Annotated in this window: 16 protein-coding genes and 1 tRNA gene; 12 read left to right on the top strand and 5 right to left on the bottom strand. The window is 39.7% G+C overall.

Translation table 11 applies throughout. The annotated features are described in order from the left end of the window. Positions 1 to 51: 51 nt before the first annotated feature. The gene (locus tag E6C50_RS11825; RefSeq protein WP_136403443.1) at positions 52 to 642 is read left to right on the top strand and encodes a riboflavin synthase; all 591 of its coding nucleotides are present in this window, start codon (positions 52 to 54) and stop codon (positions 640 to 642) included. A 13-nt stretch (positions 643 to 655) separates the two neighbouring features. On the opposite strand, the gene E6C50_RS11830 is transcribed toward E6C50_RS11825, so the two are convergent. Beyond that, positions 656 to 871, bottom strand: a complete 216-nt coding sequence (locus E6C50_RS11830) for a hypothetical protein (protein ID WP_230979006.1) — start codon at positions 869 to 871, stop codon at positions 656 to 658. Positions 872 to 1,535: 664 nt separating this feature from the next. Here E6C50_RS11830 and E6C50_RS11835 point away from each other — a divergent pair. From E6C50_RS11835 to E6C50_RS11850, 5 genes are all read left to right on the top strand, one after another. Continuing rightward, positions 1,536 to 2,597 carry a SpvB/TcaC N-terminal domain-containing protein gene (locus E6C50_RS11835; protein WP_136403444.1) on the top strand — a complete coding sequence of 354 codons (1,062 nt, stop codon included), beginning with the start codon at positions 1,536 to 1,538 and terminating at the stop codon, positions 2,595 to 2,597. Positions 2,598 to 2,624: 27 nt separating this feature from the next. Further along, positions 2,625 to 3,053, top strand: a complete 429-nt coding sequence (locus tag E6C50_RS17855) for a hypothetical protein (protein WP_211089541.1) — start codon at positions 2,625 to 2,627, stop codon at positions 3,051 to 3,053. Positions 3,054 to 3,351: 298 nt separating this feature from the next. Then, positions 3,352 to 3,918, top strand: a complete 567-nt coding sequence (locus E6C50_RS17860) for an IS3 family transposase (RefSeq protein ID WP_211089542.1) — start codon at positions 3,352 to 3,354, stop codon at positions 3,916 to 3,918. A 267-nt stretch (positions 3,919 to 4,185) separates the two neighbouring features. Next, a complete protein-coding gene (locus tag E6C50_RS11845; protein ID WP_136403445.1) occupies positions 4,186 to 4,686 on the top strand; it encodes a hypothetical protein in 501 nt (166 codons plus the stop codon). A gap of 271 nt (positions 4,687 to 4,957) precedes the next feature. After that, positions 4,958 to 5,947 carry a class I SAM-dependent methyltransferase gene (locus E6C50_RS11850; protein WP_168732797.1) on the top strand — a complete coding sequence of 330 codons (990 nt, stop codon included), beginning with the start codon at positions 4,958 to 4,960 and terminating at the stop codon, positions 5,945 to 5,947. 4 nt (positions 5,948 to 5,951) lie between these two features. On the opposite strand, the gene E6C50_RS11855 is transcribed toward E6C50_RS11850, so the two are convergent. The 3 genes from E6C50_RS11855 to mce all read right to left on the bottom strand — a co-directional run bounded on the left by E6C50_RS11855 (position 5,952) and on the right by mce (position 6,912). Beyond that, entirely contained in the window at positions 5,952 to 6,266 is a 315-nt protein-coding gene (locus E6C50_RS11855; RefSeq protein WP_136403447.1) for a hypothetical protein, read from the bottom strand. A 121-nt stretch (positions 6,267 to 6,387) separates the two neighbouring features. Continuing rightward, positions 6,388 to 6,461, bottom strand: a tRNA-Ile gene (locus tag E6C50_RS11860). Positions 6,462 to 6,507: 46 nt separating this feature from the next. Beyond that, complete coding sequence (gene mce / locus E6C50_RS11865) at positions 6,508 to 6,912, bottom strand: methylmalonyl-CoA epimerase (protein WP_136403448.1); 405 nt, start codon at positions 6,910 to 6,912, stop codon at positions 6,508 to 6,510. Between the two features lie 114 nt (positions 6,913 to 7,026). On the opposite strand from mce, the gene rbfA reads away from it, so the two are divergent. The 3 genes from rbfA to E6C50_RS11880 all read left to right on the top strand — a co-directional run bounded on the left by rbfA (position 7,027) and on the right by E6C50_RS11880 (position 10,208). After that, complete coding sequence (gene rbfA / locus E6C50_RS11870; RefSeq protein WP_136403449.1) at positions 7,027 to 7,419, top strand: 30S ribosome-binding factor RbfA; 393 nt, start codon at positions 7,027 to 7,029, stop codon at positions 7,417 to 7,419. Beyond that, positions 7,420 to 8,619: an ABC transporter permease gene (locus E6C50_RS11875; protein WP_168732798.1), complete on the top strand. Its 1,200-nt coding sequence runs from the start codon at positions 7,420 to 7,422 to the stop codon at positions 8,617 to 8,619. A 161-nt stretch (positions 8,620 to 8,780) separates the two neighbouring features. Continuing rightward, a complete protein-coding gene (locus tag E6C50_RS11880; protein ID WP_136403450.1) occupies positions 8,781 to 10,208 on the top strand; it encodes an MATE family efflux transporter in 1,428 nt (475 codons plus the stop codon). A gap of 64 nt (positions 10,209 to 10,272) precedes the next feature. On the opposite strand, the gene dusB is transcribed toward E6C50_RS11880, so the two are convergent. Continuing rightward, positions 10,273 to 11,265, bottom strand: coding sequence for a tRNA dihydrouridine synthase DusB (gene dusB, locus E6C50_RS11885; protein ID WP_136403578.1), 993 nt, complete (start codon positions 11,263 to 11,265; stop codon positions 10,273 to 10,275). A 329-nt stretch (positions 11,266 to 11,594) separates the two neighbouring features. Between dusB and lepA the strand changes: the two genes are divergently transcribed. From lepA to thiL, 3 genes are all read left to right on the top strand, one after another. After that, positions 11,595 to 13,391, top strand: coding sequence for a translation elongation factor 4 (gene lepA, locus E6C50_RS11890; RefSeq protein WP_136403451.1), 1,797 nt, complete (start codon positions 11,595 to 11,597; stop codon positions 13,389 to 13,391). A gap of 195 nt (positions 13,392 to 13,586) precedes the next feature. Then, positions 13,587 to 17,639, top strand: a complete 4,053-nt coding sequence (locus E6C50_RS11895) for a T9SS type B sorting domain-containing protein (protein ID WP_136403452.1) — start codon at positions 13,587 to 13,589, stop codon at positions 17,637 to 17,639. Positions 17,640 to 17,729: 90 nt separating this feature from the next. Next, positions 17,730 to 18,779: a thiamine-phosphate kinase gene (gene thiL, locus E6C50_RS11900; RefSeq protein WP_136403453.1), complete on the top strand. Its 1,050-nt coding sequence runs from the start codon at positions 17,730 to 17,732 to the stop codon at positions 18,777 to 18,779. Positions 18,780 to 18,792: the final 13 nt, after the last annotated feature.

The following is an 18,792-nucleotide window of genomic DNA, read 5'->3' on the forward strand; positions in this document are numbered from 1 at the left end:
AGTTATTTATTACTAATTTTGGATATGCAAATTTAGCAAAATAAATCAGTTATGTTTACAGGAATTATCGAAACTCTCGGAACCATCCGGAACATCCGAAAAGAAAACGACAATATTCATATTCAGGTCCAATCTTCCATAACCAACGAACTTAAAATTGACCAAAGTGTTTCCCATAATGGAGTCTGTCTAACCGTGGTTGCTATTGATGGCGACACCTATACAGTAACCGCCATAAAAGAGACGCTCGACAAAACCAATTTGGGCAGTTGGCAGACAGGAGATTTGATCAACCTGGAAAGGGGAATGAAACTAGGCGATCGTCTGGACGGTCATATCGTTCAGGGTCATGTGGACCAGACCGGAATCTGCAAAAGCATACAGGATGCGAACGGCAGTTTTTATTTTACTTTTGAATACGATCAGCAGTTACGCAACATCACAATCGAAAAAGGCTCCATTACCGTTAATGGTGTCAGTCTTACCGTGGTTAACTCCAAGGCAAACGAGTTTAGCGTTGCGATTATACCGTATACTATGGAACACACCAACTTTAAGAATTTTAAAGTCGGCACTTCTATTAATCTGGAATTTGATGTAATTGGAAAATACGTCAGCAGATTACACGAACTGCGACAATAAAAAAAGCGCCCGATTATTCGGACGCTTTTTTTGTATGATAGTTTTTATAATAGTAAAATGCATATAACAGCCCCACACCTAACAGTAAATAAAGACGCTCGTCTAACGGCGCTCCCGGAGGTGGCGGCGCACCATTTTCCGGCGGCGGCGGTACCGGCGCTCCAATAGCTGAGAGTGTATTTAAAATGAAATAGGAAAAGACTCCTATTTTTATAAAGCTGTTTTTCATTTGGCAAAAATAAAAAATATTCTTAACGTGAATAACAAATATTTTACAAGAAATTGTCAATCTATTTAAAATAATCGCAAATTTCACACAGAAAACAAGCCTTTGTGCCAGTAGTTCTGCAGGACACGAATGTAGCAAGTTTTTTTAACAAAACAATCTTTTTCTATAAAAAAATAGACCAATACTCCGTTTTTTCTGTTTATCTGCAAAAATCAGACTAATTGTCCCAATAAGACTTATTTATATCCCAGGAGAGCTATTATTTTACAAACGACACTTCTAGCATTAAAGTGTTTCCTTTCAAAAAAATACTACAATACCTCTATCTTCATTAACACTTCTAACACCTATTTTCTTTTTTTACGTTTTAGAGGTTATATGATCCGTTTATTCTTGCAAAAAAACCGATACAAAACGTTCGTTAAACCGGAAAGAAAGATCACTTTTTAGCCAATCTAAAAAGACAACTTTAATTTTCTACTCTGAAACTCCATAACAACTGTTTAAAAATCAGGAATAAATAATTCTCCTCGCTATTTCGTTTTCAACTTTCGAAGAAACAGTTCGGAAACCATAACCTTTGTTGTGTTTTTTGAACGCACTTCCCTACTCTCCTGCTATATAAATTGTTTCCGCTGATTTTTCGATCTAACAAATTTCAATTATGGTCAAAAAATTCACGCCGTTTCTTCTTTTATGCGCCTTATGCACCTTTATCCAGACCGTATCACAAACTCCTCCCGATGGGATACCTGTTCCGGGAATTATTCCTGTAGTGAATAAAAACACACCCGATCCGATCGACAACAACCGATTATCAAGTCAGGACAGACAATCGATAATGCCTAGTGCTCCCACCGGAAATTCTTCCGAAGCAGGTATCACCGAAGGAAATCTAACCGTTTCGCTATCCGGAGCCGCAAACTATACGATCCCTATCGAAGTTTTACCCGGTATAAAGGGTATCGTTCCCCAAATCAGTTTGTCGTACGACAGTCAAAGCGGGAATAATATCGCCGGTTATGGCTGGTCCGTTTCCGGACTCTCTTCCATTACCCGAATCCCATCCACCAAATATCATGATGGAGTCAATGATCCTGTCGACTTTAACAATTTGGATCGTTTTGCACTGGATGGCCAGCGATTATTAATTAAAAATGGAACTTCCGGTACTTATGGAGCGAATGGAACGGTATATGAAACTGAAAATTTTTCGACTACAAAAGTGACCTCTTTTGGTGTTTCTCCATTAGGTGCTACCTATGGCCCTCAGTATTTCCTGGTAGAATACCCTGACGGTTCAAAGGCGCAGTATGGCAATCACCTCGAATCGCGATCGGAACTAAAATGGTCTATCGACTATTGGGAAAACCCTCAGGGTATTCGTATCAATTATTCCTACGCCAAGTTTTTAAACATTTCCCGGATCATGAGGATAAGCTATGGTGCCATTGGTACCAATCCAGGTTGCAATACGATATATTTCCACTATAAAAAGAGAAATCGTTACGAAAATGCCTATATCGGAGGAATTCCTTTTACAGAGGCGTATATTCTAAGTTATATACAGGTACACCCAACCAATGCTTTTAATTCTCATTACAGAAAGTACACCTTAACCCACGATAGCAACTCATTAGGCTACGAAAGACTAACCCATATTACGGAATCCTCAGCATATGAAGGCACTGTTAAAAGTCGGAATCCTACGGTTGTCTCGTCCTGAAATAACGATACAAAAAAAAGCGTTATTATGGAAACACAAACCACTTATGTTAAACGTACCCAAAAAGACTACTCCTTAAGTTTAAAGATTCAGATTACAAAGGAAATTGAATCGGGAGAATTGTCGACTTATGCAGCCCAGAAGAAATATGGTATCCAGGCACGGTCCACAGTTGTGAATTGGCTCAGAAAATATGGTAACTTTGATTGGGAGAACCAAACACCATCAAATATGCCAAAGACACCAGAACAACGAATTATGGAGCTTGAAGCCAAGGTAAAACTCTTGGAAAAGCAGAAAGCCCAGCTTGAAAAACAAAACCATATTTCTGATTCTAAAGCTATTATTTTTGATATGATGATAGACCTTGCGGAAAAGGAATACAATATCGATATTCGAAAAAACTTACCTCCCGGACAATCCAATCCTTTAGTCAAAAAAGGCAGGAAAACATAAGTTTTACCTGTGGTTTGTTCGGGATAAACAGGCAGGTTTATTATCGAAGTATTAAGCGCGCTAAATTCAGAAGAACCTTGGCAGAACAGGTTGTAACACTTGTAAAAGAGCAACGTATAGCTCAACCTCGGTTAGGAACACGTAAACTGTATCATATTCTTATAACTGAACTTAAAGCATTAAAAGTAGGCCGAGATAAGTTTTTTGCTATTTTAAAAGCTAATCATTTATTGATACACCCCAAAAGGAGTTATCATCTTACCACATGGTCACACCATCGTTTTAAAAACATCCTAACTTGATAAAAGAGCTGGATATTACAAGACCGGAACAAGTGTGGGTATCAGATATCACCTATATTGGAAAACGAGAAAAGCCTTGTTATCTGAGTTTAATAACTGATGCCTATTCAAAAAAGATAATGGGATATGATGTATCTGATTCTCTCAGTACACAAGGCTGTATCAGAGCCTTAAAAATGGCTCGTAAGAATAGGATATTTAAGTCTGAATCATTGATACATCATTCTGACAGGGGAATACAATATTGTTCGGATGAGTATCAGTATTTATTAAAGAAATACAGTCTAAAATGCAGTATGACACAAAACTCAGATCCGTATGAAAACGCAGTGGCTGAAAGAATAAACGGAATATTAAAACAAGAGTTTAGAATTGATACCTATCATCTTGAACTATATTTAATGAAGAAACTCATAGCTGAGATTATTAACAAATATAACCAGATTAGACCACATTGGTCAAACTATATGCTAACACCTAATCAAATGCACTTACAAAGAAGTATTAAAATAAAAACTTATAAAACAAAAAACAGAAGTAACTCGGAAGCTACTTCTGTCTAAAAAATGTATTTTTACTACTATTAATCCTATATCGTTATTTTAGGACTAGTCACGGAGCTTTTTTTAAGCTTTTTCAGGAGTCTTGATTTTATAAAACTATAACAGTCTTTTCTAAAACATAACTTCCCGAATGATTTCTACCTTTTTTAAATCAATAATTCACACTATACTTGAATGGCATCCCTATCTTTATCATTGGTACAAAAAAGTACTATTTGGTGTAACTAACAAACCTAATTATTCAGACTAACACTAATTAATTTGATTATGAGACATCGTTTAACTTATATTTTTTTTCTATTATCAGCCATATTAATAAATATGACTTCCTGTAATTTTGCACCAGGAAGTTATCCGTACGCTGAAGAATATGATATTGACACATCTGAAAAACTTTTAATCACTGCTATAGAAAATTTCAAGAAACATCATCCGGAATTTAACATCCCAAATGCAGTCACTATAAAAGGTAATCCTACGATTTTAGAAGGTGGCCGTGGAGGAGTGGATGATTATTGGTATCATATCTATTTTTATTATCCGGACAGCAATCAGATAATTTATTCCTGGACTAGGCCAATAAATGATACCAAAACATCATTTGCATTTGTTAGTATCAATCAAGGTTTAGAAATTGGGAATTGGAAAGAAATAAACCACGACTTGAAAGGTAAAGAAAACAGTTCTGAAAAAGAAAAGTTTGAACGGTTAATTCTTGATGGTGTCAAAAAAGAACTCTCTTATTTAAAGTCAACACATAATAACTAAAAATATGTATAATAAATCACGAATTACAAATCATGTATATAATATTTTAAATCGTAAAATAAAAAGTAGTCCGTTCCATCTACATTAACAGATTAAGATTAGCGATACCATTTAACACACCAACACCTGACAGGTTTTAAAAACCTGTCAGGTGTAAATAATGATTTCACAAGACAATAACAGTCATTTCCAAGACATAACTTACCAAATAATTCTGACTCTTTTTTTAACGTCTAATTTTATTCTTCTTAATCTGCAAACGATAAAGCCCATGCGTTTCGTAACACTAGAAGACATCAAAGACGTTTTTATTAAGTTGCATCAAAGAGGGTCAAATTTCCTGTTGTCCAAACTAAAAATAACGCCCTATGCCCGAACAAAAAGCGCTTTCAATCAAGAAAAAATAGACTGTGCCAATTTTTGGATTATCCCTGAAGTCAGACGAAGATGGAATCGCTTAATTACCGGTCATTCCGATATTGGTTATGAAGCATTTCTCAGCGCGAATTATTTTCAAAACGCTAAAGAGTTCAAAGTACTGGCACTCGGTTCAGGTGATTGTAGTCATGAACTACTACTCGCAGAACTAAACCCACACTGGCAAATCGATTGTTTTGATTTCTGTGAAAAACGATTAAATAGCGCCATCAAAACCGCTAAAGACAAAAAACTAAATAATATTGCTTTCTATCTGGAAAATATTGTAACCTATAGTTTCGATTCCCAAAAATATAATGCCGTATTCTTTCATGCTTCACTACATCATTTCGACAAAATCCCGCATTTCCTAAAGCATACCGTTATACACAGTCTAAAACCAAAAGGATACTTGATCATCAATGAATATGTTGGAAAAAACAGACTTCAATATTCAAAGGAACAAATTGTGCACATCAACAAAGCACTACAGTCTATTCCGAAAGAATACCGAAAAATTCACAAAACAAGGTATTATAAAAACCATTTCTCCGGCAATGGAATCTTTAAAATGATTATTGCAGATCCTTCCGAATGTGTGGATTCAGAAAATATACTCCCTGCCATTTATACGCACTTTGATATCGTTTTAGAAAAACCATATGGCAACAATTTACTTCATAGTACCTTAAAAGATATTGCACATCATTTTATAGAAAACGACGACTTTACCGCCGATAAGCAACAGGTTTTACAAAATCTTTTTAAAATGGAGGACAACTTTCTACAATCCAATCCGAGCGATTATGTTTTTGGTATCTACCAGTTAAAAAATAAAGAGTAGGCCATTATTCGATTTCTCCATAGTAGGCCGCAACACCTTCCAAAACATCTTGTCTAAGTATAGTGCTATTCGGAAATTTAACCAGCAAACCTTCTAAACACATAACAAATTCTTTATGCTGCGCTTTGTACGATATTGCTTCAAAACGCGAGGCGATCCATCCCAGTGTGTTTAGATCAAGGTTATTGATGGCATCTATTGCCTGTGGTAAGTCCGAAAGGATCATCGTAACGATTCGATCCAGGTCATCCGGAACAGTTGGATCATTTACGTGCTTCTGTTCAATGCCATGAACAATCGAGGCAATTGCTGTTTTCATTTTTAGGTTTAATTGGATTAAAAGCAGCTACACCTGACAGGTTTTTGAAACCTGCCATGTGTAAACAATGCATAACAAAAAAAGCCCTACATTTCTGTAAGGCTTTTCTTTTTTCCGCTAGTGGTCCCACTTGGGCTCGAACCAAGGACCACCTGATTATGAGTCAGGTGCTCTAACCAACTGAGCTATAGGACCGGTTTAGAGGCTGCAATATTACTACTATTTTTCGTTTAGTGCAAACTTATTCCAAAATTTCTTGACACAGTTCTACCAGTACACCATTGGTCCCTTTAGGGTGCAAAAAGGCCACTAGTTTGTTATCAGCGCCGCGTTTTGGTGTTTCGTTTAATACCGTAAATCCTTCCGATTTTAAACGGGCGATTTCCGAAACTATGTCTTCTACATCAAAAGCAATATGGTGAATTCCTTCGCCTTTTTTCTCGATAAATTTTGCAATCGGACTATCCGGAGTGGTGGCTTCCAATAATTCTATTTTATTCGGTCCGTTCCTAAAAAAAGACGTTTTCACTCCTTCACTGGCCACTTCCTCCTGTTTGTAGGCCGGCGCACCGAATAATTTTTCAAAAATAACATTGGACACTTCAAGGTCTTTTACCGCTATTCCGATATGCTCTATTTTTCTCATTGTATTACTTGCTGTTTTGTTTTTTTGGTCGTTATCTTCCGAAAACAAAGATAAAAAACTTTATCCGCCGCCAACTTTAAAACTTTACAATCCAAAAAATTGTACTTTTGCATCATGGAAACAAATAGACAAAAAAAGATAGGAACCGTTTTGCAGAAAGATCTTGTTGATATTCTGCAGGGCGAAGTGCGTAAAAACGGAATTAGCAATCTAATTATTTCCGTATCGAAAGTAAGTGTCACCACCGATTTATCTATCGCCAAAGTATACCTGAGTATTTTCCCGGCCGACAAAGGTGCGGAAATTCTAAACGCTATCCGTAGTAATACTCCATTGATCAAACACGATTTGTCACAACGTGTAAAACTACAATTGCGCAAAGTACCCAATCTGGCTTTCTATATCGATGACAGCCTTGATTATATCGAAAAAATCGACAAAGCATTAAGCGGCGACGAAAATCCGATCGAAAACCCGGAACTTCTAATCAAACGAAAAAAATCGTAATTGAATTTCCCGTTTTACATAGCCAAACGATATACCGTTAGTTTTAGCAAAAGCACCGCGATCAATATCATTACCGGTATTGCATCGCTGGGTATTATTGTTAGTGCTATGTCTTTATTTGTCGTGCTTTCGGTTTTTAGTGGCCTACGGGAATTTAGTCTTTCGTTTGCCAACGATACCGATCCCGATCTGAAAATGTTCGGAAAAACCGGCAAATCACTCACCATTAGTCCGGAACAGGAAAAACAGCTTAAAAACACCAAAAGTATCGCGCTTTTTAGTAAAGTGGTTGAGGAACGCGTCTTGTTCTATTTTAACGGTAAGGAACAGGTGGCTTATTTAAAAGGTGTGGATAGCATCTATAGAAAAATCAATCCGTTTGAAAAGAAAATTTACGGTGGTCAATGGCTAAATCCAAATACCAGTCAGGTAGTCGTTGGGTATGGCATTACCAATAAATTGTCGATGGGACTTTTCGATTACAACAACACCTTTGAAGTTTTTGTACCAAAACCCGGCAAAGGTACGATCGACAATCCGAATGACGCTTTTAACAAAGCGGTTCTGGTTCCGATTGGGATTTATGCTATCAACGAAGATCTGGACAATAAATATGTTTTTTCCGATTTAGGATTAGCGCAGGAATTATTGCAATACAAACCCAATCAGGTGACTGCTATCGAGTTTCAGCTTAAAGCCGGAGCCGATGAAAATCTGGCATTATCCGAAATCAAATCTATTTTTAAAGACTCCGTTTCAATCAAAACACGGGCACAGCTCAACGACAGTCTTTACAAGATGCTGAATACCGAAAATATTGCCGTTTACCTGATCTTTACATTAGTGATCATCGTGGCATTATTCAATCTGATCGGTGCCTTGATCATGATGATTCTGGATAAAAAAGCCAATCTGAAAACGCTTTTTAATCTCGGTGCCGAAATCAAACATCTAAGAAGCATTTTTCTACTCCAAGGTAGTTTGATCACCGTAACCGGAGGACTAATCGGTTTAGTGCTCGGTATTATTGTGGTGATCCTGCAAAAACAGTTTTCATTGATCATGGTCACGCCAACAATGGCTTATCCGGTGGTTTTCGATATTATGAATATTCTTACCGTATTACTGACGATCGTTATTTTAGGCTTTCTGGCATCGCTTATCGCCTCCAGTCGGGTGAGTAAAAAATTATTGCAATAAATTTTCTCCTGAAAAATAAATTCTATATTTGTCGCTCATTATAACTGAACGCCGATGAAAGTTTCTGCATCGTCCTAACCTATCCGGTGATAATTTAGGACACTTCGATTTATCTTCCCTTCCCTTTTTCGGGACCTTATCAATCATTAATCCTAATTATTATGACAGAAACAAATAGGCCGCAAGGCACTCTTTTAAAAATTTTCAATACCATCAAACAAGCCCTTAAAGGGGACGAAAATTTCGATTATACCAGCGGCAGTATCAAAAAGGCAGTAATCCTATTGGCCATTCCCATGGTTTTGGAAATGCTGATGGAATCCGTTTTTGCTTTGGTCGACCTATATTTTGTAGGTCATTTGGAACATAGTAGCTACGCCATTCAAACCGTAGGTTTAACCGAATCGGTGATCACGATTATCTATTCGCTTGCTATTGGAATCAGTATGGCCGCAACCGCCGTAGTGGCGCGTCGTATCGGAGAAAAAGATCCGGTTGCCGCAGCCAAAGCCGGTATGCAGGCTATTATTATTGCGGTTTTGATCAATAGTATTATCAGTATTGGCGGGTTTATTTTCGCCAAAGATATTTTATTACTGATGGGTGCTTCTCAGGAAGCCGCCGATTATGGGGTGAATTTTACCCGCATTATGATGGGTGGTAGCTTATGTATTATGTTGCTTTTCCTGATCAACGGAATTTTCCGCGGTGCCGGAAACGCAGCTATCGCGATGAAAAGTCTATGGCTCGCCAATATCTGTAACATTATTTTATGCCCAATATTGATCAATGGCTTCGGACCGATTCCGGCTTTCGGGCTTACCGGTGCTGCAATTGCCACGACTACCGGCAGAAGTATTGGCGTACTCTATCAATTGTATCATTTGTTTAACGGTCGGGGCATTTTAAAAATTATCCCTTCTTATTTTATTCCGGATTTCGAACAGATAAAAGCATTGATCAAAATCGCAGCTCCAGGTGTTTTACAGTTTGTAATCGCTTCGTGTAGCTGGATCTTTTTAGCGCAACTGGTGGCTACAACCGGCGGTGATCATGGATCGGCCGGATACCAGACAGCTTTACGGATCATGATGTTTTTTATCCTTCCGGCCTGGGGATTAAGTAATGCCGCTTCTACCCTGGTAGGGCAAAATCTTGGTGCCAAACAGGTGGAACGCGCCGAAAAATCGGTGTTGACAACCGCTAAATATAACGTAGCATTTATGGCTGTAATTACGGTTGTTACCTTTCTGTTTGCCCAGTATATTATCGGTTTTTTCACAGACGATATACTGATACAAAATATCGCAGTTGAAGCGCTACACATTATGTGTTTAGGCTATGTTTTTTATGGTATCGGAATGGTGTTGATCAACACCTTTAACGGAGCAGGTGATACCTGGACACCAACCTGGGTGAACTTTTTCGGGTTTTGGCTGTTTCAGATTCCATTGGCGTATCTGTTGGCCAAATATTATCAAATGGGGCCAACCGGGGTATTCCTTTCCGTTCCGATTGCCGAAACAGCAATTACAATCGCCAGTATCTTCCTATACCGGAGAGGCCGATGGAAACGTGTTGAAGTATAAAAAAACCTGCCAGATCGATCTGGCAGGTTTCCTATATAAAAGAGCTGTTCGAACAGCTCTTTTTTTATGTCATCTGATAATCAGCATACGCTTCTTCAATTTCTTCAAATACTTTAAACAATATCGCTCCATCATCCTGGGTAACCAATTTCTGACGGTATTCTTTAAATCCGTGGATGCCTTTAAAATAGTTGGTATAATGACGGCGCATTTCTACAATTCCAACGCGCTCTCCTTTCCATTCCATCGACCAGGTAAGGTGGTTTCGTGCCGCTTCCACTCTGTCTTTGATCGTAGGCGCTGCTAGTAATTCACCGGTTTCAAAATAATGTTTGATCTCGTTAAAAATCCACGGGTAACCAATCGCCGCACGTCCGATCATAATGCCATCCAAACCAAATCGGTTTTTGTATTCCAATGCTTTTTGTGGACTGTCGATGTCTCCGTTACCAAAAATCGGCATCGTGATTCTCGGATTGTTTTTTACCCGTTCGATATGCGTCCAGTCGGAATGTCCTTTATACATCTGTGCCCGGGTGCGCGCATGGATTGTAAGTGCCTGAACACCTACGTCCTGTAATCGTTCGGCTACCTCATCGATATTAATCGAATCGTCATCCCATCCCAAACGGGTTTTTACCGTTACCGGCAAGTGCGTACTTTTAACTACGGCTTTGGTTAAACGAACCATCAGATCAATATCTTTTAAAACGCCCGCTCCGGCGCCTTTACAAACGACCTTTTTTACCGGGCATCCGAAATTGATATCCACCAGATCCGGCTCTACGGTTTCCACGATCTTAGCCGATAATGCCATCGCCTCCTCATCACCTCCGAAAATCTGAATCCCTACCGGTCGTTCGTAATCGAAAATGTCCAGCTTTTTACGACTCTTCATCGCATCACGGATCAATCCTTCCGAAGAAATAAATTCGGAATACATCAAATCCGCGCCATGCAATTTGCACAACCTGCGGAATGGCGGATCACTCACATCTTCCATAGGTGCGAGTAATAGCGGATAATCCGGTAATTCTATATTGCCAATCTTGACCATCATCTACATTTTGCCGCAAAATTACAAATTTTAATCAATTCTTTTTCTTAACGTTACTGTAAAGCTTTTGAGTAGCCCTTCAACCGATGCCTTACTTGTCTTTTCTAAAAATTATCGAATCGACAGAAAAAAGACAGTGATTTCAATACTATCCGCTTGTAACTGACCAACTTTCAATTATATTTGCGGATTATTTCACTACCTTTATATAGAAAATCCCCATATACGGCTGATTATCTGTACAAAGGCTTATAAAGTCCTTTTGTTTTTTAACAAAGGTATGGCCGATCTGCATTCGGATTTGCCTTTAAAATTGATACAAAACGAAGATGAAGCATATTAGAAATTTCTGCATTATTGCACATATCGATCACGGGAAAAGTACCCTTGCCGATCGATTACTGGACGCTACCCAAACCGTGACCGCACGTGAGCAACAAGCTCAGTTGCTGGACAATATGGATTTGGAACGCGAACGTGGTATCACCATTAAAAGTCACGCGATTCAGATGGAGTACACCTATAAAGGAGAACAGTACATCCTGAACCTGATCGACACTCCGGGTCACGTGGATTTCTCCTATGAGGTATCCCGTTCGATCGCAGCCTGTGAAGGAGCACTTTTAATTGTGGATGCAGCACAGAGTATTCAGGCACAAACCATTTCCAATCTATACCTGGCATTGGAAAACGACCTGGAAATTATCCCTGTTCTAAATAAAATTGATTTACCAAGTGCCAATCCGGAAGAAGTGAGCGATGATATCGTGGATCTGTTAGGCTGTAAACTGGAAGATATTATCCCGGCATCCGGAAAAACCGGTCTTGGTGTCGATAAAATTCTGGAAGCCATTATTGAGCGTATTCCGGCACCTAAAGGTGATAAAGAAGAACCGCTTCAGGCTTTGATTTTTGACTCGGTTTACAACCCGTTCCGTGGAATTGAAGTTATTTTCCGTGTGATCAACGGTGAAATCCGAAAAGGTCAGAAAATTAAGTTTATGGCTACCGGTAACGAATATTTTGCCGACGAAATCGGAACGCTAAAATTAAATCAGGTTCCAAAACAGGTGGTTTCCACCGGTGACGTAGGGTATCTGATTTCCGGTATCAAAGAAGCCCGCGAAGTAAAAGTGGGTGATACCATTACCGATGCCAAAACACCAACTCAAAATATGATTCAGGGATTCGAGGATGTAAAACCAATGGTTTTCGCCGGTATTTACCCTGTTGACACCGAGGATTATGAAGAGCTTCGTAACTCCATGGAAAAACTACAGCTAAATGACGCTTCGCTGGTATTTAGCCCGGAAAGTTCGGCCGCTTTAGGTTTTGGTTTCCGTTGTGGCTTCCTGGGAATGCTTCATATGGAAATCATTCAGGAACGTCTGGAGCGTGAGTTCAACATGACTGTGATCACTACGGTACCTAACGTTTCGTATCTGGCCTATACCAAAAAAGAACCGGATACTCCGTTAATTGTAAACAACCCTTCCGATTTACCGGAGCCTTCCAAACTGGATCGTGTGGAAGAACCGTATATCAAAGCAACAATCATCACCAAATCAGATTTTGTCGGACAGGTAATGAGTCTTTGTATCGAAAAACGCGGTATCATCACCAACCAGACCTATCTAACACCAGAACGTGTGGAGTTAACTTTCGACATGCCATTGGCCGAAATCGTATTTGATTTCTACGACCGATTAAAAACGGTTTCCAAAGGATATGCCTCTTTTGACTACTCACCTATTGGAATGCGTACGTCAAATCTGGTAAAAGTGGATGTACTCTTAAATGCAAACTCTGTAGATGCTTTATCGGCTTTGATTCATGCCGACAACGCCTATAACATCGGTAAAAAAATGTGTGAAAAGCTAAAAGAGCTGATCCCGCGTCAACAATTTGACATTCCGATTCAGGCCGCTATCGGTGCCAAGATCATCGCCCGTGAAACAATTAAAGCATTGCGTAAAGACGTAACTGCAAAATGTTACGGAGGGGATATCTCCCGTAAACGTAAATTACTCGAAAAACAGAAAAAAGGTAAAAAACGTATGCGTCAGGTAGGTAATGTTGAAATCCCGCAGGAAGCATTTATGGCCGTATTAAAATTAAACGATTAGTATCAGATAAAAGACCGGATTGTACAATCCGGTCTTTTTTTATCGATTCCTCACCGCCTCCCAAAGTTTGAATTTAAAAATAACTTATTTTTTTAACAATTTAACTATATTTTCAAAACAATAAATAAATCTAACCCCTTATTTAATATAATAAAAAGCTCTTTTTAGTAACTTTACAAGATTAATGCCCCCATCATGAAAAGAGTTGTCTTATTGTTGCTGTTTTTTTCCAGCCTTACTTTTTATGCGCAGGGAATTGCTATTGACACTACATCGCAAACCGTTCCGCAATTAGTGAGCAACATTCTTTTGCAAAATTCCTGCTTTAACGAAACGAATTTCCAGTTTTCGTCTCATCGCGGTATCGGACAGTTTACCAATACCAATCCCAATTTCCCGATTCAGGAAGGCATTGTGATACGAAATGGTATCGCCAAATATACCGAAGGGCAATATACCGGGTTAAATGAAAGTTCTTTTCTTACCAACGCCGGCGATCCCGATCTACAAAATATCAGTAATGCCAGTGGACAAACACTTCCGATTCGGGATGTCGCTTATATACAGTTTGATTTTACACCTTTATCCAGTAGTTTTAGTTTTGATTTTCTATTTGCTTCCAACGAATATGGAGAATACCAATGTGGTTTCAACGATATCTTTGCTTTTCTGTTAACCGATCTTACCACCGGTGTTACCACAAACCTGGCGGTGATTCCCAATACCAATATTCCGATTTCCATAAAAACGATTCGAGACAACCAATACAATTCAGGCTGTACCTCTTCTAATCCGGGTTTATTTGGCCGTTATAATGTGAACAATCCGAGCACTTCGGCAATCAATATGCGCGGACAAACCACTTTATTAACTGCTTCGTCAACGGTTACACCTAACAATCCCTACCGGATCAAGCTAGCCATTGGCGATTATAACGACTCCAATTTTGACTCGGCTGTTTTTATCGCCGGAAAGAGTTTTACAACCCATACTAACTTAGGTTCCGATACTACTATTTGTCAGGGTGAAACCATCGTATTACAATCCGGGTTAGGACCACAATTCAATCATGTATGGACTTTTAACCATAATATTATTCCAGGTGCCACATCATCGTCCCTAAGTGTTACGCAAGCCGGACTTTATAGTGTGATCGCCACTACTACAAACGGCACCTGCCAAATGACCGACGAAATCGAAATTACCGATCTGACGATCGGCACACCACAGGATATACGGGTTTGTAATAACGGATCGACCAATTATCCTTTCAATCTAACTCAAAATAATGCCACAGTCTTAGGCTTGAATCCTGCCGATTTCGATGTTTTATATTATGCCTCTTTGGCCGATGCCAATGCCAACAATCCGATTCCGGCTTCCGACATTAATAGCTATTTAAGTACCGGTGGACAAACCATCTATATTAAGGTACGCAAACATAACGGAAACCTTATTTGCGACAATCTGACATCGTTCGACCTGATCGTTAACAACACCATTACTCCCGGACAGGCTTTAAACATGACAAAGTGCAGCAATCGCAATGGTCAGCTAAGCTTTGACCTGACCGTGGAAACACCAATAGTCCTAAACGGGCAAAGCCTTAGTGATTTTAGTATCCAATACTTTACTTCACAGAATAACGCCGACAACAACACCAACAGTATTGCCGATCCGACGGCTTTTATCGTAAATGCATCACAATCACCGGTTACCATATGGGTGCGAATGACCGATGTTAATAATCTAAATTGTTATGCGCTTACCAGTTTTACCATCACAATATTACCACTTCCATTGGTGGATGTCCATCCGGATGTTATCGAATGTAGCAGCTATGTATTACCGCCTATTACCAATGGAAATTATTTTTCGGGTTCCAGCGGATCGGGAACGCCTCTTTTCCCAGGCGATACCATTACCCAACAAGGCACCTATTATATATACAACACCGCACCCGGACCTTTGGGATGCGCCGATCAGACTACTTTTGTCGTAACACTAATTGATCAGCTAAGTTTTCCGGAAATTGGTTGCGAACAATATATCATCCGTAATGCTCCGGCAGGTAATTTTTATACCGGACCGGGCGGAACCGGAACGCTTTTACCTGTTGGAACAGTATTGACAACCGATCAGACGATTTATTTTTATGCGGTGGTCAACGGAAATGTTTGTCAGGAAAAAGTATATCATATCCGGATTTTACCCCTACCGGTTATCGATAAACCTGCCGATGTGATCACTTGTAATTCCTATATTTTACCTTCATTAGCACACGGCAATTACTATTCGCAACCTGGTGGTAGTGGCCCTCAAATACAACCCGGCACAAATATTACCACGTCTCAGGATATCTATGTTTATGCTTTTGACGGAGAATGTTCGAACGAGCATGTTTTCCGGGTGACTATCATCGATGGTCCGTCTTTTCAACCGGTAACTGCTTGTGGTGAATATACGCTACCAGCGATTGAAGTCGGTAATTATTATACCCAACCCTTAGGTGGTGGCACCCCAATTCCAGCCGGAACAGTAATCCATACATCGCAAACCGTTTATTATTATGCCCCAACAACATCCTCTCCCAATTGTACGGATTTTTTAAACTATCAAATCACCATACTTCCAAAACCTTTAGTCGACACACCTGCCGACCGAACGGAATGCGGTCAATATATTTTACCTCCATTAACGAATGGAAACTATTATACCGGAACCGGTGGAACCGGAACACAAATGAGTGCAGGGCAAATTTTGATCAACACACGAACAATCTATGTTTATGCTGTCGCTGCCAACGGTTGTACCAACGAACATACATTTACCGTAACGATCCGGCCCCTTCCTCCAATCGATAGTTTTACCGATATATATACCTGCACCTCTTTTACATTACCTCCGTTAAACAACGGACACTATTTTACAGGACCAGGCGGAACCGGAACCCAGTTAAGTCCGGGTACGGAAATTTCGACCACGCAAACGCTGTATATCTATAACAACTGGAGCGATTTTCCGCAATGTAGTAATCAAACGGTATTTACGGTAAACGCAATAGGTGTTGAAGTAAGTACGTTTGACGATGTTAAAGCCTGCGACAGTTATACGCTTCCTAATCTTACCATAGGAAATTATTACACACAACCCAATGGTCAGGGTGCTGTTATTCCGGCTGGAACCGTTTTAACCACCAGTCAGACAATATATGTATATGCCATTTCCGGGAACCGTATCAATTGTACGGACGAAGATGATTTTCTCGTTACCATTTCCACCACACCGACCCTTCCGAATTTCAACAACGTGGAACGCTGCGGTAGTTATACCTTACCGCCTCTGGCCTCGGGCAGCTATTTTAGCGGTAGTGGCGGAACGGGCACGGCCTACCAACCGGGCGACAGTATTAGCAATTCGCAAACCGTATATGTATATCTTGCTGCGTCGGATAATGCAGCTTGCTTTAGTGAAAAACAATTTCTGGTCACCATATACCCTTTATTAGATCTCAATATAGCCAACGGTAGTATTTGCGTAGACCCGATTACGCAGAATCCACTGACGACCCATACTTTCACAACCGGATTAAGCCCAGCCTTATTTACCGTAGAATGGTATCAAAACAACCAACTGATTCATACCGGACCCAACTATACCGCTACTCAGGTTGGGCAGTATACGATCAACACCATAAAACTCACTCCGGAGTCGGGTAACGATTGTAATTATAATCCAACGACTGTCACCATTGAACCATCCAGTATAGCTGTGGCTACACTTTCCGTTGGAGAACCTTTTTCTGATGACAGTTCGATTACCGTTAACATAACCGGCGGATATGGTCACTACGAATATCAACTGGACGATGGCAATCCGCAATCTTCCAATTATTTCACTAATGTTTCCGGTGGCGAGCACTGGGTAACCATTACCGATACCAAAAACAATTGCGGCAATATCCGACTAAGAGCTTTTATTCTGAAATACCCGAATTTTTTCACACCCAATGGTGATGGCTATAACGACACCTGGAATATCCGCGACCTGCGAAATCAGAAAGATGCACGGATATATATTTTCGACCGCTATGGTAAATTTCTGAAACAACTTCGACCGGATGGACCGGGTTGGGACGGAACCTATAATGGCTATCCGCTTCCGTCGACCGATTATTGGTTTAAGGTAATCTTTAAAGATAACGGAGAAGAAAAAGAATTTAAGTCCCATTTTTCGATGAAACGGTAGGTCTTTCATTTTTAAAGCCCGCCTATTTAAGCATATGCGTTTTTTTTATTTAAAAAACCTTCGCAACTTTGTACCTAATACTTTATTTCGATGATAGAAGACAAAACACCTCAAAGAACCAGTTTGTCGCAACTGGGCGAATTTGGATTAATAAGTCATCTGACCCAAAATTTCAAAATCAATCAGCCATCCACATTAACAGGGATTGGCGACGATGCGGCCGTACTGGATTTTAAGGATAAAAAAGTGGTGATTTCAACCGATTTACTGGTAGAAGGTGTTCATTTTGACCTGGCCTATATGCCTTTAAAACATTTAGGTTATAAAGCCGTTGTGGTAAATCTTTCCGACATCTGTGCGATGAATGCCAAACCGACACAAATTACAGTGTCGATTGCCGTTTCGAACCGTTTTCCTTTGGAAGCACTGGAAGAATTGTATGACGGAATTGCACTGGCTTCCAAAATATATGATGTAGATGTGATTGGTGGTGATACCACTTCGTCTCAAAAAGGATTGATTATAAGCATCACCGCTATTGGCGAGGCTAAGGAAGAAGAACTGGTTTACCGTAACGGTGCCAACGAAACCGATTTATTGGTAGTGACCGGTGATATCGGTGCCGCCTATATGGGATTACAGGTTTTAGAACGTGAAAAACAGGTTTTTCAGGTAAACCCGAATAACCAGCCCGATCTGGATGCGTATACGTATTTAATCGAGCGTCAGTTAAAACCCGAAGCCCGTAAGGATATTAAAGAGTTATTGGAGGCTTTGGATTTAAAACCGACTTCGATGATTGATGTTTCCGATGGGTTATCATCTGAGATCATTCATCTTTGTAAGAATTCCTCAAAAGGCTGTAATTTATATGAAGACAAATTGCCTTTGGATCCACAATTGATCAATGCCTGTGAAGAATTTAATGTCGATAGTACAACAATCGCGATTAATGGCGGTGAGGATTACGAATTATTGTTTACTATTAAAATGGACGATTACGACAAAATCAAAGCGAATCCGAATTTTACGGTAATTGGCCATATGACACCGGAAAGCGATGGAATTCACCTGATTACCAGAGCAAACACCAAGATTCCATTAAAAGCGAGAGGATGGAATGCTTTGAAAAATGAGTAGAAATTCTTACAAA

The organism is Flavobacterium supellecticarium, from assembly GCF_004801375.1.
Taxonomy (GTDB): Bacteria; Bacteroidota; Bacteroidia; order Flavobacteriales; family Flavobacteriaceae; genus Flavobacterium; species Flavobacterium supellecticarium.

Coding starts and splice junctions, on each gene's coding strand:
- E6C50_RS11825 (WP_136403443.1), top strand. CDS start 52: ATGTTTACAGGAATTATCGAAACTCTCGGAACCATCCGGAACATCCGA.
- E6C50_RS11830 (WP_230979006.1), bottom strand. CDS start 871: ATGAAAAACAGCTTTATAAAAATAGGAGTCTTTTCCTATTTCATTTTA.
- E6C50_RS11835 (WP_136403444.1), top strand. CDS start 1,536: ATGGTCAAAAAATTCACGCCGTTTCTTCTTTTATGCGCCTTATGCACC.
- E6C50_RS17855 (WP_211089541.1), top strand. CDS start 2,625: ATGGAAACACAAACCACTTATGTTAAACGTACCCAAAAAGACTACTCC.
- E6C50_RS11845 (WP_136403445.1), top strand. CDS start 4,186: ATGAGACATCGTTTAACTTATATTTTTTTTCTATTATCAGCCATATTA.
- E6C50_RS11850 (WP_168732797.1), top strand. CDS start 4,958: ATGCGTTTCGTAACACTAGAAGACATCAAAGACGTTTTTATTAAGTTG.
- E6C50_RS11855 (WP_136403447.1), bottom strand. CDS start 6,266: ATGAAAACAGCAATTGCCTCGATTGTTCATGGCATTGAACAGAAGCAC.
- mce (WP_136403448.1), bottom strand. CDS start 6,912: ATGAGAAAAATAGAGCATATCGGAATAGCGGTAAAAGACCTTGAAGTG.
- rbfA (WP_136403449.1), top strand. CDS start 7,027: ATGGAAACAAATAGACAAAAAAAGATAGGAACCGTTTTGCAGAAAGAT.
- E6C50_RS11880 (WP_136403450.1), top strand. CDS start 8,781: ATGACAGAAACAAATAGGCCGCAAGGCACTCTTTTAAAAATTTTCAAT.
- dusB (WP_136403578.1), bottom strand. CDS start 11,265: ATGGTCAAGATTGGCAATATAGAATTACCGGATTATCCGCTATTACTC.
- lepA (WP_136403451.1), top strand. CDS start 11,595: ATGAAGCATATTAGAAATTTCTGCATTATTGCACATATCGATCACGGG.
- E6C50_RS11895 (WP_136403452.1), top strand. CDS start 13,587: ATGAAAAGAGTTGTCTTATTGTTGCTGTTTTTTTCCAGCCTTACTTTT.
- thiL (WP_136403453.1), top strand. CDS start 17,730: ATGATAGAAGACAAAACACCTCAAAGAACCAGTTTGTCGCAACTGGGC.